The 24,269-nt window shown below is 69.8% G+C and carries 18 protein-coding genes; 7 read left to right on the top strand and 11 right to left on the bottom strand.

What is annotated here, in order from left to right; genetic code table 11:
- Positions 1-363: 363 nt before the first annotated feature.
- The 5 genes from D7X74_RS44110 to D7X74_RS09970 form a co-directional block, all read right to left on the bottom strand.
- Entirely contained in the window at positions 364-720 is a 357-nt protein-coding gene (locus D7X74_RS44110) for an integrase core domain-containing protein (RefSeq protein ID WP_370450733.1), read from the bottom strand.
- 126 nt (positions 721-846) lie between these two features.
- Positions 847-1,401 carry an IS3 family transposase gene (locus D7X74_RS45245; RefSeq protein WP_370450734.1) on the bottom strand — a complete coding sequence of 185 codons (555 nt, stop codon included), beginning with the start codon at positions 1,399-1,401 and terminating at the stop codon, positions 847-849.
- A gap of 282 nt (positions 1,402-1,683) precedes the next feature.
- Positions 1,684-2,037, bottom strand: a complete 354-nt coding sequence (locus D7X74_RS09960) for a cyclophilin-like fold protein (RefSeq protein ID WP_120532690.1) — start codon at positions 2,035-2,037, stop codon at positions 1,684-1,686.
- A gap of 304 nt (positions 2,038-2,341) precedes the next feature.
- Positions 2,342-3,394: a hypothetical protein gene (locus D7X74_RS09965; RefSeq protein WP_120532691.1), complete on the bottom strand. Its 1,053-nt coding sequence runs from the start codon at positions 3,392-3,394 to the stop codon at positions 2,342-2,344.
- A 108-nt stretch (positions 3,395-3,502) separates the two neighbouring features.
- Positions 3,503-4,057, bottom strand: a complete 555-nt coding sequence (locus D7X74_RS09970) for a dihydrofolate reductase family protein (protein ID WP_120532692.1) — start codon at positions 4,055-4,057, stop codon at positions 3,503-3,505.
- Here D7X74_RS09970 and D7X74_RS09975 point away from each other — a divergent pair.
- The 3 genes from D7X74_RS09975 to D7X74_RS09985 all read left to right on the top strand — a co-directional run bounded on the left by D7X74_RS09975 (position 4,056) and on the right by D7X74_RS09985 (position 5,772).
- The gene (locus tag D7X74_RS09975; protein WP_120532693.1) at positions 4,056-4,523 is read left to right on the top strand and encodes a hypothetical protein; all 468 of its coding nucleotides are present in this window, start codon (positions 4,056-4,058) and stop codon (positions 4,521-4,523) included. The genes D7X74_RS09970 and D7X74_RS09975 overlap by 2 nt on opposite strands.
- A gap of 70 nt (positions 4,524-4,593) precedes the next feature.
- Positions 4,594-5,226 (top strand): transposase, encoded by a 633-nt coding sequence (locus tag D7X74_RS44115; protein WP_370450735.1) that lies wholly within the window; start codon positions 4,594-4,596, stop codon positions 5,224-5,226.
- A gap of 117 nt (positions 5,227-5,343) precedes the next feature.
- Positions 5,344-5,772 (top strand): YciI family protein, encoded by a 429-nt coding sequence (locus tag D7X74_RS09985; RefSeq protein WP_199741798.1) that lies wholly within the window; start codon positions 5,344-5,346, stop codon positions 5,770-5,772.
- 540 nt (positions 5,773-6,312) lie between these two features.
- Here the strand turns inward: D7X74_RS09985 and D7X74_RS09995 are convergent.
- Together D7X74_RS09995 and D7X74_RS10000 are read right to left on the bottom strand one after the other, a co-directional pair.
- Positions 6,313-8,007 (bottom strand): Ig-like domain-containing protein, encoded by a 1,695-nt coding sequence (locus D7X74_RS09995; protein WP_233602046.1) that lies wholly within the window; start codon positions 8,005-8,007, stop codon positions 6,313-6,315.
- A 378-nt stretch (positions 8,008-8,385) separates the two neighbouring features.
- Positions 8,386-9,567: a serine hydrolase gene (locus D7X74_RS10000; protein WP_120532695.1), complete on the bottom strand. Its 1,182-nt coding sequence runs from the start codon at positions 9,565-9,567 to the stop codon at positions 8,386-8,388.
- A 135-nt stretch (positions 9,568-9,702) separates the two neighbouring features.
- On the opposite strand from D7X74_RS10000, the gene D7X74_RS10005 reads away from it, so the two are divergent.
- Both D7X74_RS10005 and D7X74_RS10010 read left to right on the top strand, forming a co-directional pair.
- Positions 9,703-11,397: a histidine kinase gene (locus D7X74_RS10005; RefSeq protein ID WP_158622204.1), complete on the top strand. Its 1,695-nt coding sequence runs from the start codon at positions 9,703-9,705 to the stop codon at positions 11,395-11,397.
- Positions 11,394-12,086: a LytTR family DNA-binding domain-containing protein gene (locus tag D7X74_RS10010; protein ID WP_120532697.1), complete on the top strand. Its 693-nt coding sequence runs from the start codon at positions 11,394-11,396 to the stop codon at positions 12,084-12,086. Before D7X74_RS10005 ends, D7X74_RS10010 begins: the two co-directional genes overlap by 4 nt.
- Before the next feature lie 35 nt (positions 12,087-12,121).
- Here the strand turns inward: D7X74_RS10010 and D7X74_RS10015 are convergent, their stop codons facing one another.
- A complete protein-coding gene (locus tag D7X74_RS10015; protein ID WP_120532698.1) occupies positions 12,122-13,528 on the bottom strand; it encodes an alpha/beta fold hydrolase in 1,407 nt (468 codons plus the stop codon).
- Positions 13,529-13,921: 393 nt separating this feature from the next.
- On the opposite strand from D7X74_RS10015, the gene D7X74_RS10020 reads away from it, so the two are divergent.
- Positions 13,922-15,400 carry an FAD-dependent monooxygenase gene (locus tag D7X74_RS10020; protein WP_120532699.1) on the top strand — a complete coding sequence of 493 codons (1,479 nt, stop codon included), beginning with the start codon at positions 13,922-13,924 and terminating at the stop codon, positions 15,398-15,400.
- A gap of 216 nt (positions 15,401-15,616) precedes the next feature.
- Complete coding sequence (locus tag D7X74_RS10025) at positions 15,617-17,128, top strand: ABC transporter substrate-binding protein (protein WP_120532700.1); 1,512 nt, start codon at positions 15,617-15,619, stop codon at positions 17,126-17,128.
- Positions 17,129-17,306: 178 nt separating this feature from the next.
- Here the strand turns inward: D7X74_RS10025 and D7X74_RS10030 are convergent, their stop codons facing one another.
- From D7X74_RS10030 to D7X74_RS10040, 3 genes are all read right to left on the bottom strand, one after another.
- Positions 17,307-18,119 (bottom strand): class I SAM-dependent methyltransferase, encoded by an 813-nt coding sequence (locus tag D7X74_RS10030; RefSeq protein ID WP_120532701.1) that lies wholly within the window; start codon positions 18,117-18,119, stop codon positions 17,307-17,309.
- Positions 18,116-23,485, bottom strand: coding sequence for a MupA/Atu3671 family FMN-dependent luciferase-like monooxygenase (locus D7X74_RS10035; RefSeq protein WP_147446529.1), 5,370 nt, complete (start codon positions 23,483-23,485; stop codon positions 18,116-18,118). Before D7X74_RS10035 ends, D7X74_RS10030 begins: the two co-directional genes overlap by 4 nt.
- On the bottom strand, positions 23,482-24,269 hold a 788-nt coding region (locus D7X74_RS10040), incomplete at its 5' end, for a phosphopantetheine-binding protein (protein ID WP_147446530.1). The genes D7X74_RS10040 and D7X74_RS10035, both read right to left, overlap by 4 nt.

The raw sequence follows: 24,269 nt of genomic DNA on the forward strand, positions 1-24,269 counted from the left end.
CCGGCCTTGCTGTTCCGAGCTGGGAGCTCGCGCTCGGCGCCGCCGTTCACGCGGTCGTACACACGGCGTCCCGCCTGAAGCCCAGGCACACCCGCAGACCGGAGCATGAGCACCGGTGTGCCTACCCAAAATTCAGTCGCTGCGTCATGAGTGCGTCAAAACGCGCGTCATGACGTGAGCGATTCGCATGACGAGCCGCTGGGTCCTCCCTTCCGCTTGACAGAGGTCGGAATTACGCCCGGCGCAGACGCCTCAACACCTCGCGCTACCTGCGTGTGGGCACTCCCCGCCCCTCCTGCGAACGCAGGTAGCCTGGTGCAGCACGCGCGGGTCTACGAGGGTGTTCTTGGAAGGACCGAGACTCTACGCAGCGCGGCGCTCGTACCGGTGGTGGAGCCCGAAGACTTCCCGTAGCTCTATCACCTTGGCTCCGTGCTCCGGGCCCTGCACCTCACGCGTATCGGGCGCATCTTTCCCGAGCGACAGGTGCGTCCGGCTCGCATTGTAGTAGCGCTGGTACTCGCGCAGCAGGCGCCGAGAGTGGGCTTCGTTCAGGACGACGACATGGTCCAGCAACTCCCTACGTATCGAGCCGATGACTCTCTCCGCATAGGGATTCTGCCACGGACACCGTGCTGCACTCGGCAACTCGCGAATCCCCAAATGGGTAAGCGTGGCGCGAACACCCTCCGAGTAGAGCTTGTCCCTATCTCGGTGCAAGTACCTCGGAGCACTGGTCCAGGGAAAGACCTCTCACATCTGCTGCTTCGTCCATTCTTCCGTCGGGTGCGCTGTCACATTGAGGTGAAGGATTCGCCTGTCTCGGTGACTCACAACCACAAATCCCTACAGCACTCCAAACGTCGCAGTCGGAATGACAAAGAAGTCCATCCCCGCGGACTCCGCCAGATGCAAGCGCAAAAAGTTCCGCCATGTTGGCGACGGTTTCGGCGTTCCCCTTCCCGGTCTGGGCATGTACCGGGCGACCGTTGTCTGGCTTACCTCCATCCCTAACTTCAGCAACTCCCCGTGAATGCGCGGGGCACCCCAGGTCGGGTTGGTTTCGGCCATGCGCCGAATCAACGCCCTCAGTTCCAGGGTTGCCCGAGGACGTCCCACCCGACGCCGAGACTTCCAGCGCCAGAAGAGCCGAAAGCCCATCCGATGCCACTTCACCACTGTCGCCGGCTGCACCAGGCACAGTGACCTCCGCCACCCCTGCCAGAGGCGTCGGAGAACGACCCAGAAGAGGCGGTCGCCCCGGGCAAGCCTCGGGGATGGGCGCTTCTCACGGAAGACTGCGAGTTGCTGGCGAAGAGCCAGGTTCTCCAGCGCCAGTTCCGAACGGCCCCGCAGGGCCGAGCGCATCGTCTCGACCAGCGCCTTCACGAAGACCCGCATCTTGCCATTCTTGCCGACCGTAGCTGGCAGGCCAGAATTCTGCCACGCCCTGTCACGCGCCGCCTGGCGCCCTAGAGACAGTCACGCCCCTCGCCCCCCTTCCAGCACCCGCATGCCCTGGAGTCCCTACACTCTTCGGGTCCCATTCGCAGTACCGTGCATGCAATGACGCGTTCGTTGACGCAGCACTGGACGCGAATTTCCGGTAGCTACAGGTCGTTGTGAGGCTTGAGCAACCTGTCCTGTCCATCCGCGCCGTCACTGCTCCAGCCGTAGGCGGCGCTACTTCTCGACACTTTCGATCGTCGCAGTGAACGAGCTCGACCGCAGCAGCGCCTCGCGACCGGTGGTGATCCTGCCGAGCTTTATCAAGTCACGCGAAGGGCGATACTCGCGATAGAAGATCGCCAGGTTGCCCCAAGGGACGTAGTACGTGATGTCCCAAACGTTGGCTTCGTAGTCGGCCGTGGCTCCCTCGGTCGACAGCTTCCGAGAGAGGTAGGAAATCTTCTCCGTGGAGTGGAAGTCCTCAAATTTGGCCGTCATCGGGAGCATCGACGCGAAGTCGCGCGCCGTGGGGTTGTCCTCCAGCACCGCCTCTACGGTCGCTCCGTCGATCGTGAACTTGATGTGCATGAGATCAGTTTGAGTGGAGACGCCTGAATCCACCGGTGCATTCGAGCTGGGAGCAGGCGACGTGGTCACCCCCGAATCTCGTTGCGTTGGAGCCGTCGGCCCAGCCTGACAAGCAAGAGGCCCGAGCATTGCGGCAGCGACGATCGATGACACAGTTCGCATGACGATTCCCTCGTCCCTTGAGCCGAGCGCCCGCGGGGTTCGACATAGGTTCTACGTCGATGACGGACGCGCGGTAGACGGCGCGTCGTTTACGGCCCGTTAACGGTGGCTGAACAATCGAGCACGATCGACTCCCTCCGCCTTACGAGTCGTTCCACCGAGACCTGAAGCTCTCGCGGAACCCGCTGCCACCACCTTCATCGGACGTCGGGAAGTCGTCGGCGGTGACTACCTTGGTCTTGTCGAGATCGACGAGCACCGCGCGCCGGCGGCCGCCGTCGAAGTGCACGCGCTCGCTCTCCGAGGCGACGAAGCCACCCTGCTTCTTGCTCTCGAGCACCAGGCGACGCAGCGCCTTCAGATCGACGACCTCGCCCTCGTAGTCGATGCGCTTGCAGTGCGCGCGGAAGGCGTCGTACGCGCTCTCAAGGTGCAGCGCGAGGCGTCCGCTGTCGAACGCGTAATGCACTCTGTGCTTGAGGAGCCCCTGGACGGCCATCACGCCGAGCATCTCGAGGAAGTGGTCGAGCGCGTTCTTCACCCCGTGATCGGTCTCCAGCACGTCGTCGAGCACCGCGTTGACGGCCGCCTCGACGCCGAGGTCATCGGGCAGCTCGCAGCCGCAGTGCTTGGCGAACTCCTCGAAGAGGTGCACGCCGAGCAACATCACGGTGAGGTTCTCGGCGATGCGGACGGGCACCTTGCGGCCGACGAGGAGCGCCTTGGCCACGCCGCGCGCCACCTCGAGGTCGGCGTCGAAGTTGCGCCCGAGGCAGAACTGGATGTACCGCGGCGCGAAGAGCACGAGGTCCACCGAGCGCAGCTCGCGGTGCGCCTCCTGGTACGCGGACTTCTCCTTGAGCGTCGTCTTCTCGGGGTTCGACGTCAGGATGCGCTCGAGCAGCGCCGCCTCGGTGGGCCGCGTCTCGCCGGCGACGCAGACCGGCGCCTGGAGGTGGTAGCTGTTCACCTTGAGGTCCGGGCGCCCGCGCTCCTCGGTCTCGCCGCGGTAGAGGCGGCGCAGGTAGCGGTGCAGCGTGTTGAGCCGCTGGCGCTGCATGTCGTAGGGCTTGTACTCGTCGATGAAGACGGGCACCGAGCGCGTCGCGCGGTACAGCCTCGGAGTCGGCGCCCGCACCGTGGCCGTGCCGTTGCCCTGGCGGTTGAGGTCCGCCGTCCCATGCAACCACCGCACGCGCCACTCAGCGCCTGCAGGCTGGAGCTCAGCAACCCCACCCCGACGCGCCGATGCAGACGCTGCCGCACAGGCAGCCGCCGGTGAAGCGCTCGGGTCCTTCCACGCTCATCCCGCTTTGCGACGGAAGTGGAGCGCCTGCACGCCGGATTTGAACCGCTGCGTCGATAGGAGCTCGAGCTGCCGCGCACTCGACAGGCCATGAAACAACGTCGGCCCGCGGCCACTGATGATGGGATGAACAACGATGCGGTACTCGTCGATGAGCCCCAACTCCTCGAGCGCAGCCGCGAGCTTGGGCGCTCCGACGAGGACACCCCGCTCGGTCTTCGCTTTCAGCGCTGAGATCGCCTCGCGAAGGTCACCCTCCACCTTGATCGTGTTCTGCCACGGAAAGTCGCTCCGCGAGCCCGACACGACGTACTTCGCCTTCGCCTCAAGCTTCTGTGCCCACTCGCGCATCGCGCGCGGCGCCTTCTCGTCGCGTGCCACCGCGGGCCAGGCTCCCTCCATCAGCTCGTAGGTGTTGCGCCCGAAGAGCATCGCCCCGCTCTGCTCCATGAGCTGCCTCCAATAGTCGTGCAGCTCGTCGTCCACGATCCCCTGGGTGTGATCGATGCACCCGTCCAAAGTCACATTGAGACCGAAGGTGAGGAGGCCCATGGCGTGGGACTCTACGAAAAGCGCGCCCAGCGCGCAGCAGCCCGAGCCATCGACGCAATGCCCCATCCCCGGTGGGTATCGGCGCGCAGTAACTCGACACCATCCAATCCATCACCCGGATCTGCTGCGCACTGCGCGCAGAAACCAGACCCCATCGCGGGCGATACTCCACGCGATTCGTCGAACGAATACGGACTTCCAGCGGCAGACAGCGACCGCTGTCTGGAAGGAGCGCCGCCGGCTCGACATCCGGACGGCCCGAGAAGAGGTCTCGCCTGCAGCCATCGACACCTTCGTCCAGCACCTCATCGCCTCGCAGGCGGTCGTGGTCGGCCTCATGCGGGACCGGACGCTCGTCGACAACCTCCAGGAGACTCGCCCGCTGGCGCTCCGCTTCGGACTCAACGGGAGAATCGAGAAGCTGGAGCTGCTGCTGCTCGCGAAACATTCGGCCTGTCGGGCATGACGGCCTGGCGCAGGCTGGAGGAATAGACCCGCGCGGGCGTGTGGGAAAACCTCCAGGAGCGCCTGGATGAATTGGGCCTGCGCGACAAGGTGGACTTCTCCCGCGCCGCCATCGACTCCTCGTCCGTGCGGGCCTCAAAAAGGGGGCCCTCACGGGCCCAAGCCCGACGGATAGAGCGAAGGCGGGTAGCAAGCATCATCTTCTCGTAGAGGGCCACGGCATGCCGCTGACCGAGTCGGTGACAGCCGCCAATGTGCACGACACGCACGAACTCTTCCCCCTCGTCGACTCCGTGCCCGCAGTGCGGATGCCTTCGGGGCAGCGCCGCTTCCGCCCAGGGAAACTCCATACCGACAAGGCCTACGCCTCCAGGAAGAACAGGAGCGGACTTCGCCTGCGCGGCATTGCCGCCCGCATCGCGCGTCCCGGCGTTGAGTCCAAGGAAAGGCTCGGACGCTACCGCTGGGTCGTCGATGTCAACGGCCGGGGCCTACCTGCAAGGGCCCCCACACGTCATTGGCCGGACGGTTACGCTGGAGCGCCACCACTCCCTCTCGCCGAGTCAGGCTCGGCGCGAGCTGATGCAGTCGAAGCACGCGGCCTGATTACGACCAACCTGGTGTCTCAACAATCCGGTGCGGTACAGGTGAGCTTTAGCGCTCGTACAATCGGACCAAGCTGGGGAAGTTTGACGCCCGAGTAGTACCTGGGCGTTACGTCTTCCCTCCCTCGCAGCAAGAATCCGCATCGCGGTTGTCGATCCGTCTGCGCCCTGTTCGTCGCCCTCGCGGACACCTACCGAGCAGCAAGGAGACACGCGATGAAGGTCATGATGATGGTGAAGGCGAACAAGCAAGCCGATGCGGGCCAGAAGCCGACCGAAGAGGCGCTGGTCGCGATGCACAACTTCAACGAGGAGTTGCGGAAGGCCGGCGTGCTGCTCGATCTCGGCGGCCTCACTCCGATGAGCCACGGCGCGCTCCTGCGGTACAGCAAGAGCCAGTGCAAGGTGATCGATGGCCCGTTCGCCGAAGCCAAGGAGCTGATCGCCGGCTACAGCCTGCTCGAAGTCAAGACGTTCGCCGAGGCAATCGAGTGGGCCAAGCGCGCGCCGTTCGGCCTCCTCGTGCAAGACGGCGAGGAGTGGGAGGTCGAGCTCCGGCCGCTGTTCGACCCGACGGAGTTCGACGTGCCGGGCGAGGCCGAGGAGCGAGCAAAGCGGCTCGGCGAAAAGCCCGGCAAGGCGTAGCCGCGGCGCGGCAGGCTCGCGGCGAGTGACCGACCCACACGCCGCGAGCGTCGCCGTGTTTCGCATCGAGTTCCCGCTGTGCCTCCCCAAGATTCGGTCGCTGCGTCATGGGTGCGTCAAAACGCGCGTCATGCCAGTGAACGATGAGCACGGCGAGCCCCCAGGCCCTCCCCTCCAGCTCGACAGAGGTCGGCCTTACGCCCGGACCAGACGTTTCAGCGCCTCTCTGCCTTTGTGGATACACCGCGTCCCTCCTGCGAAGACAGGCAGGGTGGCGCAACAGGCACAGGTCCGTGAGGCCATCGATGGAGGAGCCGAGACTCTACGGGGCTCGGCGCTCGTATCGGTGGTGGAGCCCGAAGACTTCCGGCAGCTCTATCACCTTGGCTCCACGCCCCAGGCCGTGCACCTCACGCCTCTCCATGAGGAAGGTACATGAAGAGGGTGGGACCACCCTCCTCACTCCAGCCGGACGCTCACGTCGTCAATGGGCCTGACTTCCGTTGAAGCCCCTGGACGCGAAGTGCCGCCTGCTCCTGGCTACGGCGCAGGCATCCAGGCCAGACCCAAGTTCCTGCTGCTGCCCGAGTTTACGTCCTGGATATTGCTGCCGTCGGCCAGATTTGCGCTCCGGAGCAATCCACCCAGCCAATCCACCCAATACAGCCGCCCGGCCGTGGCATCGATGGCAATCCCGTACACTGAGGTCTGGTTGGTCACCAGGGCGGTGCCGTTGGAACCGTCCAGGTTGGAGACATAGATACTGTTGCCGCGGGTCGAGTAGTACACCTTCCCGCCGCTCGGGTCGACCGCCAGGCCCACCCCCAGGCCGCCCAGGTTTGAAGCGAGGGTCTCCAGGTTGGTCCCATCGAGATTGAATCGCACGAGCTTGGTGTTGTTATAGGTAATCACATACACCTTGCCACTCGGGACATCGAACGCGAGGGCAGACGGGCTATCGATGCCGCCGACGACCTGCGTTGGATTGCTACCGTCCAGCTCGGCGCGCATGATCCGTTCTCCGTTGAAATCGGACCAGTACAGCTTGCGGTTCGTCGAATCGACTGCCAGCGCGCTGGGGTAGCCTCCGTCCGCCACGACATCGACCGGATTCGCCCCATCACTGTCCACTCGAACGATGGCGCTGCCGCTCGTGTAGAAGAGGGTACGGGTGACCGGGTCGGTAGCGACGGAAGCGGCCCCGCTGATGCCAGTCTTGAGTTCAATGGCATTCGTGCCGTTCACGTCAACCCTCCACAGTGAGCCGGTGTTCGTGACCCAGTAGAGGCTCGCAAGACCGGTGACGTCGACCGTGAAGGTGGTGGAGGTGGTAGCGGCGCCGTCACTCACCGAGAGGGTGATGGCGGTGGATCCGCTGGCGCTGGCGACAGGGACGACGTTGAGGGTGCGGCTGGAGCCGGAACCGCCAAGAATGAGATGGCCAGGGTCGTTGGGCACCAGGTCGGCATTGGAGGACGTGGCGATGACCGTGAGGCTGTCGGCGGCGGTCTCCACGTCGCCCACGGTGAGGGCCAGGTCGCCGGTCGAGCCACCAGCAGCGATGCTCTGGTTGGCCATGGGGGAAATGGCAGGGAGGTCGTTCACCACGGTGACGTCGACCGTGAAGGTGGTGGAGGCGGTGGCGGAGCCGTCGCTCACCGAGAGGGTGATGGTGGTGGTACCGCTGGCGTTGGCGACGGGAACCAGCTTGAGGGTGCGGCTGGTGCTGGAGCCTCCGAAGACGAGGTTCGCGGGGGCGTCGGGCACCAGGGCGGTGTTGGAGGACGTCGCGGTGACCGTGAGGCCGTCGGCGGTGGTCTCCACGTCGCCCAGGGTGAAGGCCAGGTCACCGGTCGAGCTGTCCTCGGCGAGGGTCTGGTTGGCCAACGAGGAGAGCGTGGGCGTGTCGTTCACCGGGGTGATGGTGATGGTCACCGTGCCCTGGGCGCTTTGGCCCTGGCGGTTGGTGGCACGAAAGACGAGCGCGTCTTCGCCATTGTAATTGGCGCCGGGGGTGTAGGTGATGGAGCCACTGGCGCTGATATCACTCAATGTGCCGTGGTCCGGTGCGTCGACGAGGGTGAAAGTGAGTGCCTCGTTGCCGGTGGCCGGCAGGCGCATGTCGAGGGGCGTGTCTTCCACCGTCTCAAGGGTGATGTTGCGGGTCACTGGCGGGATGCCGCGCGGCTCGTTGTCGCGACAAGCGGCGAGGGTGCTCGCGGCCAGTCCAAGCACCAATCCAGCGCGCAATACGGCAGATGGCACTGCGAGCCATCTCGAAAACAAATATGACATGAAATTTCCGGGTGAGGGTGCCCGATACGGGCGGAGTAAACGCGAAGCGCCAGGTTCTCCGCTGATGCTGGCCGCTCTGTCAATCTTCATCTACGGACTTGTTGGCGCTCCATTTGGCGCGAATCGTTGCCCCCCAAACCGCAGCACCTGTGCCTACCCGGAATTCAGTCCGGCGAACGCTGAGCACGGCGAGCCCCCAGGCCCCCCTCTCCTGCTCGACAGAAGCCGGCCCCACACGGGGAAATACACCGCGGGATGGCGCTGGAGCCCACCTGCGCGGGCTGCGCCACGCATTCGGTCACCCGGTAGAACGCAACGCTATTTCTTGCAGGCCGTCACCGGATCGGCCTTGGCCACGTCGGCGCCCCACAGGCAGACGACGCGGTCCAAAGCCAGGCCGCTGCGGGAGTTGCTGAAGAAGACGATGCCGTCGCCGGAGTGCGGACGCATCAAGAAATGGGCGCGGAAGCCGGCCTGGTTGCGTCCGTCGTGACCGACGGCGGTGCTGCCGTCGCCGAGGCGTTCGATGAAGTGCCCCAGGCCGTAGACCCCCTCATCGGGCGCGCGCGGCGTGCTCACCTCCGCGGGGGTGTACATCTGGGCCAGTTGCGCCTGGCTCAGTGGATGCGCGCCGGCGGTGTTCGCCATGCCGGCAATCATCCAGCGGGCGAAGTCGCGGACGGTGGTGGTCAGGGTCGAAGGCGCCTGCTCGACGTAGTAACGCATCGGCACCGGCCTGCCATCGTCGCCGTGTCCCTGCGCTGCGCCGGCCAGCACCTCCGGCGTCATGGCGACGCTGCTGTGTTTCATGCCCAGCGGCCGGAACACCAGCTCGCGCGCCAGGTCCGAATACTTGCGCTGCGTGGTCCGCTCGATGGCCAACTGCATCAGGGTGTAGCCGCCGCCGGAGTACTGGAACTTCACACCGACCGGCGCGAACAGCTCCACCGCGCCGCGTCCATTCGTCTTGCCGGCCAGCGATTCCTCCAGGCTCGGCAGCTCCTTGTAATCGAGCCAGCCCTGATACCCGCCCAAGGTCGTGCCCGCGGTGTGCGACAGCAGGCGGCGGATCGTGATCAGGCGAGGGTCGAACGGGCTCTGCGCCAGCGGCCACGGCGACAGCACATCGGCCACCGGCTTGTCCAACTGCACGCGCCCCTGCTCGGCCAGACGCATCGTCACCCAACTGGCGATCGGCTTGGCCAGCGAGGCAGCGACGAACACCGTGTCGGGCGTCACTCGCACCTTGCCCGCGTGGTCCGCGAAGCCGAAGCCCTTGGCGTAGACCAGCTTGCCTCCGACAATCAGCCCCACGGCCGCGCCTTGGATACGGGCTTCTTTCATGAGGGCCGGCACTTCGCGCTCGATGACCTGGGCGAACGGCGGTAGCGCGACGACGGGCACGGTGAGGGCCTGGAAGGTGTGGGGCTGCACCTGGAGGCTCTGGGCCTGGGCGAGGGACAGCGGAAGGATGAGGCAGAGCAGGAGCACGGCACGCATGGGCGTTCCTCCGAAGGGGATACGGAGAAGAGGATGCGGTGGCCGGCGCGGCGCGTGGGGGTGCGCGTCGCCCAACGTCTCGCGGCGTCGCCGGAGTGCGCGTGGGGCGGCGCCGCGCTACGTATGCTGAGGCCCATGACGTCGTCCGCCCTCTTCGCGGGATGCCTCGCGCTCTCGCTCGCCGCCTCGGCCGCCCTGCCCTCCGCACGACAGGGACAGGTGCAGGTGCACGCGGAGGACCTCCCCGCGGAAGCAGCGCTTGCTAGGGATACGCGGGGCTGGCGCACGGTGGAGAGCAGTCAGTTGAATGAGGGGAGCGGCCCCTTCTGGCTGCGCACGCAGGTGGAGGTGCCCCCGCGTGAAGCCGGAGCCCCGACGCCTGCCCTCTCCCTGTCGGTGCTCGGGTCATGGGAGGCCTGGTGGGACGGCAGGCCCCTGGGGCGCAACGGTCAGGTGGGGCGCACGCCCGCGGAGGAGGTGCCGGGACGAATCGATGCCCTGTTCCCGCTTCCGCCCGAGCTCAGCACGCCGGGCCCTCACGTGCTGACGATGCGCATCTCCGCGCACCGGCTCGGCTTCCAGCCCGTGGGCACCCTCCACGACCTGCGGGTGGGCGAGGCCGCGTCCCTCGCTCGGACGCGGATGCTCGGCCTGGTGCCAGCCCTTTGCATGCTGGGCGCACTGGTGCTGATGGGGCTCTACCACCTCGCGCGCGTGCGGCTCACTCACGGCGGGCTCGCCACGCTGCTGCTCGGCGTGCTGTGCCTCGCCGCCGCGGCGCTCGTCCTGCTGGAGGCGTGGCGCGGGCTCGCCAACTATCCCTACCCACAGCACGCAGTGCGGCTGCGACTGCAGGCGGCGGCCGTGCTGGCGGTGGCGGCGCTGCTGCCAGCGACCGTGCACGCGGCCTTCGGCGAGCCACGCCGCTGGCTGCGGTGGATGGGACTCGGATTGGGGCTGCTCTCGCTCGTCTTCGTTCCGGGCTTCGATGGCAAGAACAGCATCGCGCTCGGGGCCTCGCTCGTCGTCTCCACGGCGCTCGCCGTGCGCGCGTGGCGCAGAGGGGAACCGTGGGGGGCCCTGGGCGCGCTGGCGGGGCTCGGTTTCGCCGGGACGCTCTACCTGTTGGAGCCCTGGGGCTTCCCCGAGCGCGGCTTCTTCCTCGCCTTCGGAGGGCTGTTGCTCTGCCTCACGGCGGTACATGCCCGGCAGCAGCGCCGCCAGCAGGAACGGCTGGAGAGCGCGACGCGCGCCGCGGAGCGCCTGCAACTGGAGCTGCTCAAGCGCAGCCTGCAACCGCACTTCCTGATGAACACGCTGGGCGCGCTGAGTGAGTGGGTGGAGACAGAGCCCGCGCAGGCCGTGCGCTTCATCGAGGCCCTGGGTTCTGTGTACCGGCACCTGCTTGCCGTCTCGGGTGAGCGCACCATTCCGCTCGCTCGCGAGTTGGAGCTGTGCCGCGCCCATCTGGACGTCATGGGCTGCCGGCAGGGCACGGCCTTCCACCTGGAGACCGAGGGCGTGGACCTCGAGGCCCCCGTCCCCCCTGCCCTGCTGCACACGCTGCTGGAGAACGCCTTCAGCCACAACCGCTACATCTCGCCCCACACCTTCCGGCTCCAGAGCAGCCTCGTCGCCGAGGGCGCCCGGCCGCGGCGGCGCTACGTCTTCCTCGCCCCCCTGGGCACGGGCACGCGCCAGGGGGGCGGTGAGGGCACCGGTTCGCGCTACCTGCGCGCGCGCCTGGAGGAGGCCTTCCCCGGTGTGTGGCGGCTCGAGGACGGGCCCACGGAGGATGGGTGGATGACGCGGGTGGAGGTGCCGGCGTGAGGCTGCTCATCGTGGAGGACGAACCGCTGGCGGCGCGACGCCTCGCTCGGCTGTGCGAGCAGTGGCTGGGGCCGGGCGCCCCGCCCCCTCGCGTGTGCGCGAGTCTGGACGAGGCGCGCGCGCTGCTGGCCGAGCGCGACGTGGACGTGCTGCTGCTGGACCTGAACCTCTCGGGCGAGGACGGCTTCGCGCTGCTCGCGGAGGCGGCCGCGGGCGCATTCCAGACGGTGGTGGTCTCCGCGAACACCGACCAGGCGCTGCGCGCCTTCGAGCTGGGGGTGCTGGACTTCGTGCCAAAGCCATACACGCCGGAGCGGCTCGCCCTCGCGCTCGCCCGCGTGGGAAGCCGCGCGGCCACCCCAATGCGCACCCTCGCGGTGAGAAAGGGCGGAGGCGTGGTCCTCGTGCCCCTGGACTCCGTCGCGTACATCCAGGGCGCTGGAGACTACGCGGAGCTGGTCCTGCGCGAAGGCGGCACCGAGCTGAGCGAGAAGAGCCTGGAGCGGCTCGAGCAACTGCTCCCCGCCGACTTCCTCCGCGTCCACCGCTCCTATCTCGTCCGCGTGACGGACATCCGCGAGCTCGTCGCCTCGGAGGGCTCGCGCACCGCGGTGGAACTGCGGGACGGCACCCGACTGCCGGTGGGCCGCAGCCGCCTGGGAGTGCTGCGCAAGCGGCTGGAGGCGTAGGCGCCGTCGCTACCGGTGCTCGATAGGGATTGACGTCAGGGCTTCGCCTTGATCTCCAGCCGCTCATCGCGGAGCGCTTCGCCCTTCAGGAAGGCCTTCATGCGCTCAAGGATGCGCGGGTCCGACTGGAAGAGGCCGTCGTGTCCCGCACCCACCAGCACCAGGTGAGCGCTCTGGGAGAGCCCGGGGCGCAGGGCCTCCGCGTTGTCCGGGCTCGTGCGCCCATCCAGGGTGCCGCTGATGAGCAGGACGGGCACCGCGGCCTTCAGCGGACCGCGGAAGGACTCGCCCAGGTCGCTCACGCCGGGCACATCCCCTGCCCGCAGTGCTCCCGGGTTGGCGCTGCCACCGAGCAGTGACTTCGCCGCTTCCCTCTCGATGAGGGCGTGTCGCGCCGGGCTCACGCCGGAGGCCGCGTCCATGGCGAGCGACATGGGCTCCAGCCACCCTTCGCGCAGCTGGCGCGCGAAGGGCGCCATCGGCGCATAGTCCCCGGCCTCCAGCGCCGGAAGCAGGGTGAGGAAGCGCCGGAAGGTGGCGGGGTCTCGAAGGGACTCGAAGATGGCGCGCTGAAGGTCGAAGTGGCTGGCCCGCCAGGTGTGGCGCTCACCCTTCGCCGGGTCCGTGAACGCAACGGTGCGGGGCTCGCGCTTCAGCGACTTCAACAGCTTCGCCAGCCGCGGTCTCAGGCCCGGCCCGCGCTCGCCCTCGGCGCGCAGAACGACCTCCCAGCGCTCGAGCAGGGCCTCCGCGTGGGCAGGCCGCTTCCAGGTGTCGTCCGGCCCCTCGATGCCGGCGAGGATGACGTGGTCCACCCGCTGTGCGTGGCGCCGCAGGTAGGCGAGGCCCAGGTGGGTGCCGTAGCTGATGCCCCAGAGGTTGAGCTTCGGCGCGCCCAGCGCCTTGCGCAGCACCTCCAGGTCGTCGGCGTTCTCCTCCGTGGTGTAGGCGCCCAGATCCACGCCGGCCGTGGCCCAGGTCCGGCTCGCCTCGGCGGCGGCCTTCTTCACCGTGGTGGTGAGCAGCGCCTCGTCCATGCGCTGCTCCAGCGGGATGGCCCAGCGCTGCTCCAGATCGGGATGGGGGTTCGACTGGCCGGTGCCGCGTTGGTCCAGCGCGATGACGTCGGCCACCTCGCGCAGGGCGAGGAACAGCTCGAAGCGGACGTTGCGTGCGGCCTCGATACCGGAGCCGCCCGGGCCACCGGCCAGGTAGACGATGGGGGCCGCGGGCGTGGGGTTCGTGCTCTTGAAACGCACGAAGCGCAGGGGCAGCCCCGGGCCCTCGGGGCGGGCGTGGCGCAGGGGCACGGTGACGGTGCCCAGCTCGGCCTGAACGACGCGACCGTCGCGGGCCTGGAAGGCGTAGGGCTGCAGTTGGAGTCCCTGGGCCTGGGCGAGGGACAGCGGAAGGATGAGGCAGAGCAGGAGCACGGCGCGCATGGGCGTTCCTCCGAGAGAGGGGCTACCGCGAGGAGAATGCGGTGGCCCGCGCGGCGCGTGGGGTGCCGGTCGCCCAACGTCTCGCGGCGTCGCCGGACGTAGGCGGGGTCGCCAACGGCACAGGACGACATCGAGGTTCGGGTTCCTGCTGTCCGCTCCCCGCGAGAACTTCCGAGGCTTCGGGCAGGTAGCGGAGGCGAGCGCCTGGCCTCGCCACGCGCGAGGTCAAACGTGCGCTCTTTCCGGGTCCGCGACGGGCCGCTGGGAGGAGCCACGGCAGACCTCTCCGCTCTCTCCACAGCCAGCAGATGCCAGACCCCGGGTATTGCCGCAAGCCCCCCCGGCCGTGCTCCACCATCGCCCGTTTCACTCCAGAAGCGGGAGGGACGAGTGATGCACACGGACGTGGTGACACAGCACGCGGTGGTGATTGCGGGAGGGGGCCCGACCGGGCTGATGCTGGCGGCGGAGCTGGCGTTGGCGCAGGTGGACGTGGCCATCGTCGAGCGACGCGCCAGTCAGGAGGTCGCCGGCTCGCGCTCGCGCGGCCTGCACGCGCGCAGCCTGGAGGTGCTCGATCAGCGCGGGGTCGTCGAGCGCTTCGTCTCGCAAGGAAAAGCGGTCCAGAACGTCGCGTTCGGGCAGGCGCCTCTGGACCTCAGCGACTTCCCGACGCGTCACAACCATGGGCTCGCGCTCTTGCAGGAGCGCTTCGAGCGCATCCTGGCGGAGTGGGTGGGCGAGCTGGCGGTGCCCCTCTACCGTGGGTGCGAGGTGACGGGCTTCACGCAGGACGACACCGGCGTCGACGTCGTTCTGTCCGACGGCCGCGCGCTGCGGGCGAAGTACCTCGTCGGGTGCGACGGGGGTCGCAGCCTCGTCCGCAAGGCGGCAGGCATCGAGTTCCCGGGGTGGGACGCGTCCATCAGCTACCTCATCGCCGAGGTCGAGATGACCGGAGCGCCGGCGTTCGGCATCCGCCGGGACGAGAAGGGCACCTACGCCATGGGCCCGCTGGAGGACGGGCGCGTGGGCGTCGTGCTGAGAGAGGAGCAGGTCGGCACGGGCGACGCGCCCACCCTTGAAGGTCTGCGCGAGGGGCTCGTCGCGCTCTACGGGACGGACCATGGCCTGCGCAGCGCCACGTACCTCTCAAGGTTCACCGACATGACGCGGCAGGCGGCGTCCTACCGGGACCGGCGGGTGCTCCTGGCCGGCGACGCGGCCCACGTGCACTCGCCGATGGGCGGACAGGGGCTCAACCTCGGCGTGCAGGATGCCGTGAACCTGGGGTGGAAGCTGGCCCAGGTCGTGCGCGGCGTCTCGCCGGAGAACCTGCTCGACACGTACCAGGCCGAGCGGCACCCCGTCGCGGCCCGTGCGCTGCGCAAGACCATGGCGCAGACCGCGCTTGCCCGCGGTGACGCGCGGATGGACGCCGTGCGCGAGACGCTGGCGGAGTTGCTGCGGATGGACGGGCCACGCAAGCAGTACGCGGCGATGATGTCGGGGCTGGACGTCCACTACGACCTGGGAAACGGACACCCGCTGCTCGGGCGCCGCATGCCGGACCTCGACCTGGTCACCGCCGACGGCCCCCGGCGCGTGTTCCACCTGTTGCACGACGCGCGGCCGGTGCTGCTCGACCTGGGCGACCCCGGCACGCTCGACATCACGCCCTGGGCGGACCGGGTTCGCAGGGTCGCTGCTCGCTACACGGGGGCGTGGGAGCTCCCGGTGCTCGGCGCTGTCACCGCGCCCGTCGCGGTGCTGATTCGACCGGACGGACACGTCGCGTGGGTCGGGGAGGGCACGGACCCGGGTCTGCGTGAGGCCCTGACCCGATGGTTCGGGCCGCCGCGCGCGACGTGACGCGCTTCGCGTGCCTCAGCGGACTGCGCCCTTCGCGCCAGGAGAAGAGAAACCACACGGAGGCCGTTGCCGGGCTCACCCGCCGACAAGCGCGTTTGCTTTCACTGCCCCGAGGGAAATTTGGAATCGAAGCGCTCCCGGAAATGTCAGACCGACCCGGTATGAATCTCCCTGCGCGGCGCCCTTCAGGGCGTCGCCGAAAGGGTTGCCTTCACAATGCATAAATCATTGTTCTCCCTCGGGCTTTTGGTTGGCATGGCAGGGGCCGGCTGCGCGGGGCTCGACGAGGCCGAGGCGGTGGACTCCTCCGTGTCGACGGACGCGACCTCCGAGGTCACCCAAGGCCTGGTCACCCAGGTCACCGGCACCAGCCCGATCACCTTCGTCGCCACGTCGGGCAACGAGACGAAGCCATACGACCAGTCCGCCACGTCGGTGGTGGCATACATGCGGGATTCAACGACCGGGGCGTTCACGGCCTATCCGGGCACGGGCTCCGCGGACGGCACCGTCTCCGTGCCGAACGTCCCTTCCGGCCGCATCTACCTGAAGCTGGGCTCGCGCTACCTGGTGAGCACCGGCCGCGCGTTCGACCTGGGCTCCACGGAGTGGGGCCGCGATGGTACCTTCGTCTCGCTGCCGACCCCCGTGACGGTGTCCGCCACCGGCCTGTCTCCCTGGCAGCCGGGGGACTACCTGGACGTGTATTCGTTGAACCCGGGCGCGTTCGGCTACGTCCACGGCGGCGCCACGGGGTTTCCGCTGGCGGGCGCCACGTCGCTCTCCGGGCTGAGCTTCAATTACGCCGACATGGGCAACCCGGTGCTGCTCGACAGCAGCCGCGGGGATGTGTTCTCGCTGGCGCAGCTGCGGTTGCAGACGAGCGCGAATGGAGTGCCCTACCGCGCGATGCACAAGGTGCTCAACACGAGCATGACGCAGGTGGAGGGCCAGCCCGTCACCGTCAGCGGCACCTTCACCCAGCCCGTCGCGACAGGCACCTTCGCGGTGGACTGGAGACGCTCGGCCTTTGAAGCCATGCGCACCCAGGTGAACCCGGACGCGGTCAGCACGTACAACGAAATCTGGATGTCCGCCCGGCCGGCCGCGCTGAGCTCGGCGCTCGCGTCCATCAGCGGGTCGCCACTGCTCGTGAAGCTCAACCCTGACACGCAGCGGACCGACATCGTCACGGGGAGCATGACCTACAACAACCCGCTCCCGGCGACGTGGCAGAAGGTGGCGCTCGCCGCCGCGGGCTTCACGAAGAGCTACGCGCTGGGAACCGCGACGCCCTACACCATGAGCGTGGACATCCGCATGGATCAGGAGGCGAGCGCGTTCACCGCCGCGCCCGTGCAGCCCCTCGTCGGGCCGGTGCAGGCGCCCCTGGTGAACACGCGCGGCGCGTTCCAGAACCTCACGGGCGTGGGGACCGACGCCTCGCTGCGCTGGTCGAAGCCGCTGGTCGGCACGGCCACGAACTACGTGGTGAACATCTACCGGCTGGGCACGAGCACGGGTTACACCACCGCGACGCGCGTGGCGACGCTGCACACGGATCTCCAGAGCGTGTACCTGCCCCCGGGCGTGCTGCTGGCGGGCCAGACGTACTTCGCGGAGATCCAGAGCTGGTACCAGCCCGGCTCGGACCTCGCGGCGAGCCCGTTCAAGCGCTCGCTGCCTCGAGGCCGCGCCAGCGTGCTCACCGGCATGTTCAGCCCGTAGACGCTGAAGTCCTGGGAAGGGAGGCAGCCCGCTCCCTCCCTTCCCTCACGCGCCGCATCGCTTCAGCGAGACTCCGGGCGCATGGGGGTTCCCAGACGCTTGGGGGCCCCCATTCGCGGTCCCCCGCGTGCAATGACGCATTCGCTGACGCACGCGTGGCACCGGGAGCCACACCCGACTACTCGGGACGGCGGACCTTGAGGATGAAGGCGTCACCGTAGCGCTGCTCCTCGTAGTCCACGAAGCCCGCGCGGGCGAGCGCCGCGGGCAGTCCGGGCAGGTCCGTGCGGCGGATGCCGGTGGCGCTCACCCCCAGCCGGCCCAGCGGGCGCGGGGACTCCGCGAAGGTGCTGGCCACGTAGGTGCCGCCCGGCTTGAGCAGCCGGAAGATCTCCCGGTACGCGAGGTCCGGGTCCGGGTACAGGTGCAGCGAGCCCGCGTTGAGGACGCCGGAGAACACCCCGTCCCGCAAGGGCAGCTCATACACGTTGCCGCGCAGCAGCACCGTGTTGCCCGTGCCGTTGACCTGCCGGGCGGCCTTCTCCAGCATCGCCTCCGACAGGTCCAGGCCCACCACCAGTTGGTTGCCGGCGCTGCGCGCGAGGCTCTGGGTGTAGAAGCCGGCGCCGCAGGACAGGTCCAGCCAGGGGCCGCCCCGCGCCGGCACGTCGAGCCAGCGCTCGTAGACGGCGTACTCCTCCTGGGGGGTGGGCACGGTCGCGCCCGGCCCGGCGAAGATGCGCACGAAGAGGGGACGCATCAGGTGCTCGTACACGCCGACGAAAGCGTCACTCTCCATGAGCCTCTGGGCCACCGTGTTGGGCGGTGTCCGGGGCTGGGTGCCCGTCTGCATCAGGTCCGTATAGCCGGCCCCGTTGCGCGAGAAGCGGCGGCCACAGCCCTCGCAGTGGAGGGCGCTGTCCTGCTGGGTGAACTGCTCCCGGCGGCAGAAGATGCAGCGCAAGAGCGGGGCGACGACATGGGCGTTCATGTTCCGTGTGACTCCTTGAGGGTGAGGTGCGGCGAGGGGCGGTCCGCACGGGGCGGCTCCGCCGGGGAAGGGGCGTCCAGGCAGCCTGCCAGCACCCGCGCCAGCGCCTGGACGTGCGGCTCGGTCATCATCGACAGGTGGTCTCCGGGCACGACGTGCACCGCCACGGGCTCGGGGGTGAAGCGCTCCCAGCCCATGGCGGGCGCCTCCAGCGTCCAGCGCAGCTCGTCCACGGGGATGTTGTCCGGATGCAGCACCTCCGCGCGGAAGAAGGTGAGCCGGCCCGGGTACGGCTCCGGGGGCACGTAGGTGCTCTGCTGATCCGCCTGGAAGGTGCGCACGAACCCCAGGAACTGGGTGCGGTCCGCCTCCGGGGGCAAGAGGCCGCTCGACTGCATCCGCGCCATCAGCAGGTCCACCTGGGCCTCGGGCGCGAGCTCTCGCAGCGCCTCCACCGACAGGCCCACGTCCTTGCCGTACAGCCGCAGCAGCAGGCTGCCAATGAGGCGCAGCCACTCGGCCTGATCCCAGTCCGCGCCCAGGGGCTGGCTTCGCGGCACCGGCGCCACGCTGTCCAGGATGCCCAGCAGGGCCACCGTCTCTCCCGCCTTGCGCAGCCTCCGGGCCAGCTCGAACGCGATGACGCCGCCGAACGAGTGCCCGACGAAGGCGTAGGGGCCGTGCGGCTGCGCCTCGCGCACGGCCGCCAGGTACTGCGTGGCCAGGGCCTCCACCACCGTCCCCTCCTCCGGCGCCTCCGCGTAGACGGGCTGCAGCCCGTACACCGTCCGCGCGGGGCCCAGGTGGCGCACCAGCGTGTGGAAGTAGATGAGGTTGCCGCCCGCCCCGGGCACGCAGAACACGGGCGCGAGGCCGTCGCGTCCCCGCTGGAGCTCCACCCGCAGGGAGCGGGAGGACTCCCCTTCCCGCGTCAACTCCTGCGCGAGCCGTTCGATGGTGGGCGCGCGGAACAGCGTGGCCAGCGGCAGCCGCCGCCCGAAGAGCCGCTCGATGTGCGCCATGAGCTGCACCGCGAGGATGGAGTGCCCCCCCAGTGAGAAGAAGCTGTCGCGCACGCCCGGGTCCGGCACCTTGAGCAGCTCCGCCCACAGCGCGGCCAACTGCATCTCCGCGGTGGTGCGCGGAGCCACCCGCTCCCCGCCCGCATCCCCCTGGAGCTCCGGCGCGGGCAGCGCGCGCCGGTCCACCTTGCCGTTGGGCGTGCGCGGCAGCTCCGGCAGCGTCACGAAGAGGCCCGGCACCATGTAGTCGGGCAGGTGCTGGGAGAGGAAGCGCCGCAGCTCCGGGGCGCCCGCCGCCTCGCCCTCCGGCACCACGTAGCCCACCAGCAGCCTGTCGCCGCCGCCGTCCGCGCGCACCACGACGACGCCCTGGCGCACGGCCGGGTGCCGCGTGAGCACCGCTTCAATCTCCCCCAGCTCGATGCGGAAGCCCCGCACCTTCACCTGGAAGTCGGCGCGGCCCAGGAACTCCAGCCCGCCATCCGCGCGCCAGCGCGCCAGGTCGCCCGTGCGGTACACGCGCCGGCCCTCGTCCGGGAAAAACGGGTCCGCGATGAAGCGCTCGGCGGTGAGCTCCGGCCGCCCCAGGTAGCCCCGGGCCACGCCGTCCCCGCCGATGAGCAGCTCCCCGGGCACCCCCACCGGCACCGGTTGCAGGTGGCGGTCCACGACATGGATCTGCGTGTTGGCGATGGGCGCGCCAATGGACACCCGGCCCCCCCGCGCGGCGGCCACCGCCGTGGTGGACCACACCGTCGTCTCCGTGGGGCCGTACATGTTGAGCACCTGGCGCGGCGTCCCGTCCCCCAGCCGCTCCAGCAGCGCCGCCGGCAGCTCCTCGCCGCCCAGCAGCAGCGTGCGCAGGGAGCGCAGCGCGTCCAGCCCCCGGGCGTCGTCCACCAGCAGCCGCGCCAGGGACGGCGTGCACTGCAGGTGCGTCACCCCGTGCCTGCGCACCTGCGCGGGGACGGAGAAGTCCGCTGGCGCCGCGTCCTCCCCGCCGGGCTGGGAGCGCACCCGCACCTGCTCCAGCAGCGGGAGGCTGGCCAGCACGGTGTCCGCGTCCACGCCGAAGTCCACGAGGCAGGCCACCTCGTCGACGCCCACCGCCTGGAGCTGCCCCACCCGCTGGACGCACGCGTCCACGGTGCCGAACAGGCCGCTCGTCTCATAAAAGCGCTCGAAGCCGTGGTCCAGCAGGAACTCCAGGTCCTCCGGCGCGATGCCGCCCTTGGACAGGTCCATGCCCAGGCTGCGCGCCAGCTGCGCCAGCAGGTCCAGCGAGCTGCGCAGGTACTCGCGGAAGGGACCGCGCACCGTCTCGCGCACCGCGTCCGCGTCCACGCCCACGAAGGTGTGCACCATCAGCGTCACCCGACCGACGCCCGCATGTCCCGCCTGACGCCACGCCGCGTGGAAGGCGGCCACCTTCGCCCCCAGCTGCGCCACGTCCTGGCCCAGCAGGTGGGTCAGCACGTTCGCCCCCACCTCGCCGGCCATGCGGAAGGTCTCCTCGCTGCCAGCGGCGGTGAGCCACACCGGCAGCTCCGGCTGCACGGGCCTGGGCCGCGTGCGCACCTCGCGCTGCTGCCCCGTGCCGTCCACGCGGCGCACCGAGCCGCCGCGCCAGAGCCGCCGCACCTCCTCCAGCCCTTCGAGCATCAGCGCCTTGCGCCGGGCATACCGCTCCGGCGCGAGCACGAAGTCCTGGGCCTGCCACCCGGACGCGAAGGACACGTCCACGCGGCCATCAGAGAGGTTGTCCACCACGGACCACTCCTCCGCCACGCGCAGCGGATCATGCAGGGGCAGCACCACGCTGCCCGCGCGGATGCGCACCCGGCGCGTCACCGCCGCCACCGCCGCGCCCGTCACCGAGGGGTTGGGGTACAGGTCACCGAAGTCATGGAAGTGGCGCTCCGGGGTCCAGATGGCGGTGAAGCCATGGGTGTCCGCGAACCGGGCGCCCTCCAGCAAGAGCCGGTACTTGCCCGGAGTCCCCGCGGCGCCCCCCGCGCTGGCGAAGTACAGCAGGCTGAAGTCCACCGGACGCCGGGGCGCCCCCGCGCCGTGGGCCGCCGGGAGGATGCCGGCGGCATCGTCCTGGACGACGACGCGGTAGCCGCGCGCCAGCGTCCACAGCAGCTCCAGCACGGAGATGTCGAAGGACGGCGTGGTGACGGCCAGCCAGGTCCCGGGCTCCGTCCCCAGCACCCCGTCCATGCCCTGGAAGAAGTTCGTGACGTGGCGGTGCTCCAGCTCCACGCCCTTGGGGCGCCCGGTGGAGCCGGAGGTGTAGATGACATAGGCCCGGTCCCCGGCCACCGCGCCGCCGGAGAGGACCGAGTCCGGACACGCGGCCAGCGTGGCGGCCTCCGTGTCCAGGCAGACCCGGCGCGCCGCCGTCTCGGGCAACGTGCCCTTCAGGGACTCGCGCGTGACGAGCAGCGCGGCCCCCGCATCCTCCACGATGAGCGCCAGCCGGTCGGCGGGCAGCTTCGGGTCCAACGGCAGATAGGCCGCCCCCGACTTGAGGATGCCCAGCATCCCCACCACCATCTCCAGCGACCGCTCCACGCACAGACCCACCAGCGCGCCCGGCCCCGCCCCCAGCGTCCGCAGGTGGTGCGCCAGTTGGTTCGCCCGCGCCTCCAGCGCGCGGTACGTGAAGTGCGCCTCGCGGAACACCAGCGCCACCGCGTCGGGCGTGCGCGCCACCTGGGCCTCGAACTGGCGGTGGACACGCCGGTCCCCCGCCACGACCACGTCCGTGGCGTTGCGAGCCGACAGCCACGCCCGCTCCCCGGCGGTGAGCCACGGCAGGCGCCCCACCGGGCGGTCCGGGTCCGCGACCGCCGCCGCCAACAGCGTGTTCAGGTGGCCGGCCATGCGCCGCACCGTGGCCTCGTCGTAGAGGTCCAGGTTGTATTCGAGCCAGCCCTCGAAGCCCTCGCCCACCTCGGTGAGGGACAGCGTCAGGTCCAGCTTCGCCGACACGCTCTGGAAGTCCTCCAGCGAGACGTCCAGGCCGGGCAGCTCCAGCCGGCCCGCGGGCGCGTTCTGGAGCATGAACATCACCTGGAAGAGCGGCGGGTGGCTCAGGTTGCGCTCGGGCTGGAGCGCCTCCACCAGCTGCTCGAACGGGACATCCTGGTGCGCGTAGGCCTCCAGCGCCACGTCCTTCACCCGCGCCACCAGCGCGTCGAAGGTGTCCTCGGCCCGCACCCGCGTGCGCAGGGCCAGCATGTTCACGAAGAAGCCGATGAGCCCCTCCGTCTCGCGCAGCGGCCGGTTGGCCACCGGGGAGCCGACGACGATGTCCTCCTGGCCGCTGTAGCGCGACAGCAGCGCCTGGAAGCCCGCGAGCAGCACCATGAAGGGCGTGGCGCCGTGGCGCTCGGCGAGGGCGCGCACGCCCCGGGCCACCGCCGGCTCCAACGCGAGCGGCACCGTGGCCCCCCGGAACGTCTGCACGGCGGGCCGGGGCCTGTCCGTGGGCAGCTCCAGGAGCACCGGCGCTCCGGTGAGCCGCCGCGTCCACGCCTCGCGTTGCGCGTCCAGTACCTTCACCAACCGCTCCCGCTGCCAGACAGCGAAGTCCGCGTACTGGATGGGCAGGGCCGGAAGCCGGGGCTCGCGCCGGCCCACGTGGGCGGCGTACAGCTCCGCCAGTTCCTGGAAGAGGATGCCCAGCGACCAGGCATCCGCGATGACGTGGTGCAGGGTGAGCAGCAGCACCTGGCCGCGCTCCGTCAGCCGCACGAGCACCGCGCGCGCCAGCGGACCGCGCGTCAGCTCGAAGCGGTGCTCCGCCTCCGCCCGGGCCCGCTCGCCCAGGCGCCGGGTGCGCTCCGGCTCCGGCAGGGCGCGCAAGTCCAGGCGCTCCAGGGGCAGCGCGCCCTCGGGCTGGATGACCTGGACCGGAGCACCGTCCACCTCCGGGAAGCAGGTGCGCAGGCTCTCATGCCGCGCCACCAGCGCGGCCAGCGCGGACGCCAGCGCGTCCGCGTCCAGCCCCCCCTCCAGCCGCAGGGCGCCGGGCATGTTGTAGCTGGCGCCGCCGTCCTGCTGGAACCGGCTGAGGAACCACAGCCGCTGCTGCGGGAAGGACAGGGGCAGCGTTGCGCCGCGGGGCGCGGGGGACAGGGGGGGCAGCGCCGCGCGCGCCGCGCTCCGGGCCTGCTGGAGGTACTGCATCAGCGCGGCCTTCTGCTCCCGCAGGCGCTCCAGCAGCTCCGGGGACAGGGCATCGCGGGGCGCGCTGTAGCGCAAGCGCCCCTCCTCCACCCAGACCCGGACATCCCGCCCCTTCAGCTCCGCCAGCAACGCCTCGACGTGTCTCACAGCTCCCCCTGCTCCCGGTCCTCACCCGACTCCGCCACGACCGCCGCCTGCGCGGCCCACTTCAGCGCCGTCACCCGGCGCGCCAGCCCTTCCACCGTCGGCTCCTCGAAGAGGCTGCGCAGAGGCAGCGTCACCCCCAGCGCCTCGCCCACCCGGAAGGTGGCGCGGGTGGCCAGCAGCGAGTGCCCACCGCGCTCGAAGAAGTGGTCGTGGACGCCCACCTGGGCCACGCCCAGGACCTCCGCCCACACGGCCGCCACCGCCGCCTCCTCCGGCGTGCGGGGCGCCACGTAGAGGGCCTCGGCCTCCCCCGTGGGCACCGGCAGCCGCGAGCGCTCCACCTTGCCCGCGTTCGTCTGCGGCAGCGCATCCATGAGCACCAGCGCGGAGGGCACCATGTAGTCCGGCAGGCGCTCCTTGAGAAACGCGCGCAGGGCCGGCACCTCCAGCGAGGCGCCGGAGCGCGGCGCCGCGTAGGCCACCAGCCGCCGGTCCCCCGGCCGGTCCTCCCGGACCATCGCCAGCGCCTCGCGCACGTGGGGGTGCTGGCAGAGCATGGCCTCCACCTCGCCCAGCTCCACCCGGAAGCCACGGACCTTCACCTGGAAGTCCACCCGGCCCAGGTACTCCAGGCTGCCATCGCGAAGGGAGCGCGCCAAGTCCCCCGTGCGGTACAGCCGCGCGCCCGGCGTCGTGCTGAAGGGGTCCGGCACGAAGCGGTCCGCCGTCAGGTCCGGCCGGTGGAAGTAGCCACGCGCCAGGCAGTCCCCGCCCACGTACACCT

Source organism: Corallococcus sp. CA047B, assembly GCF_003612065.1.
Lineage (GTDB): Bacteria > Myxococcota > Myxococcia > Myxococcales > Myxococcaceae > Corallococcus > Corallococcus praedator.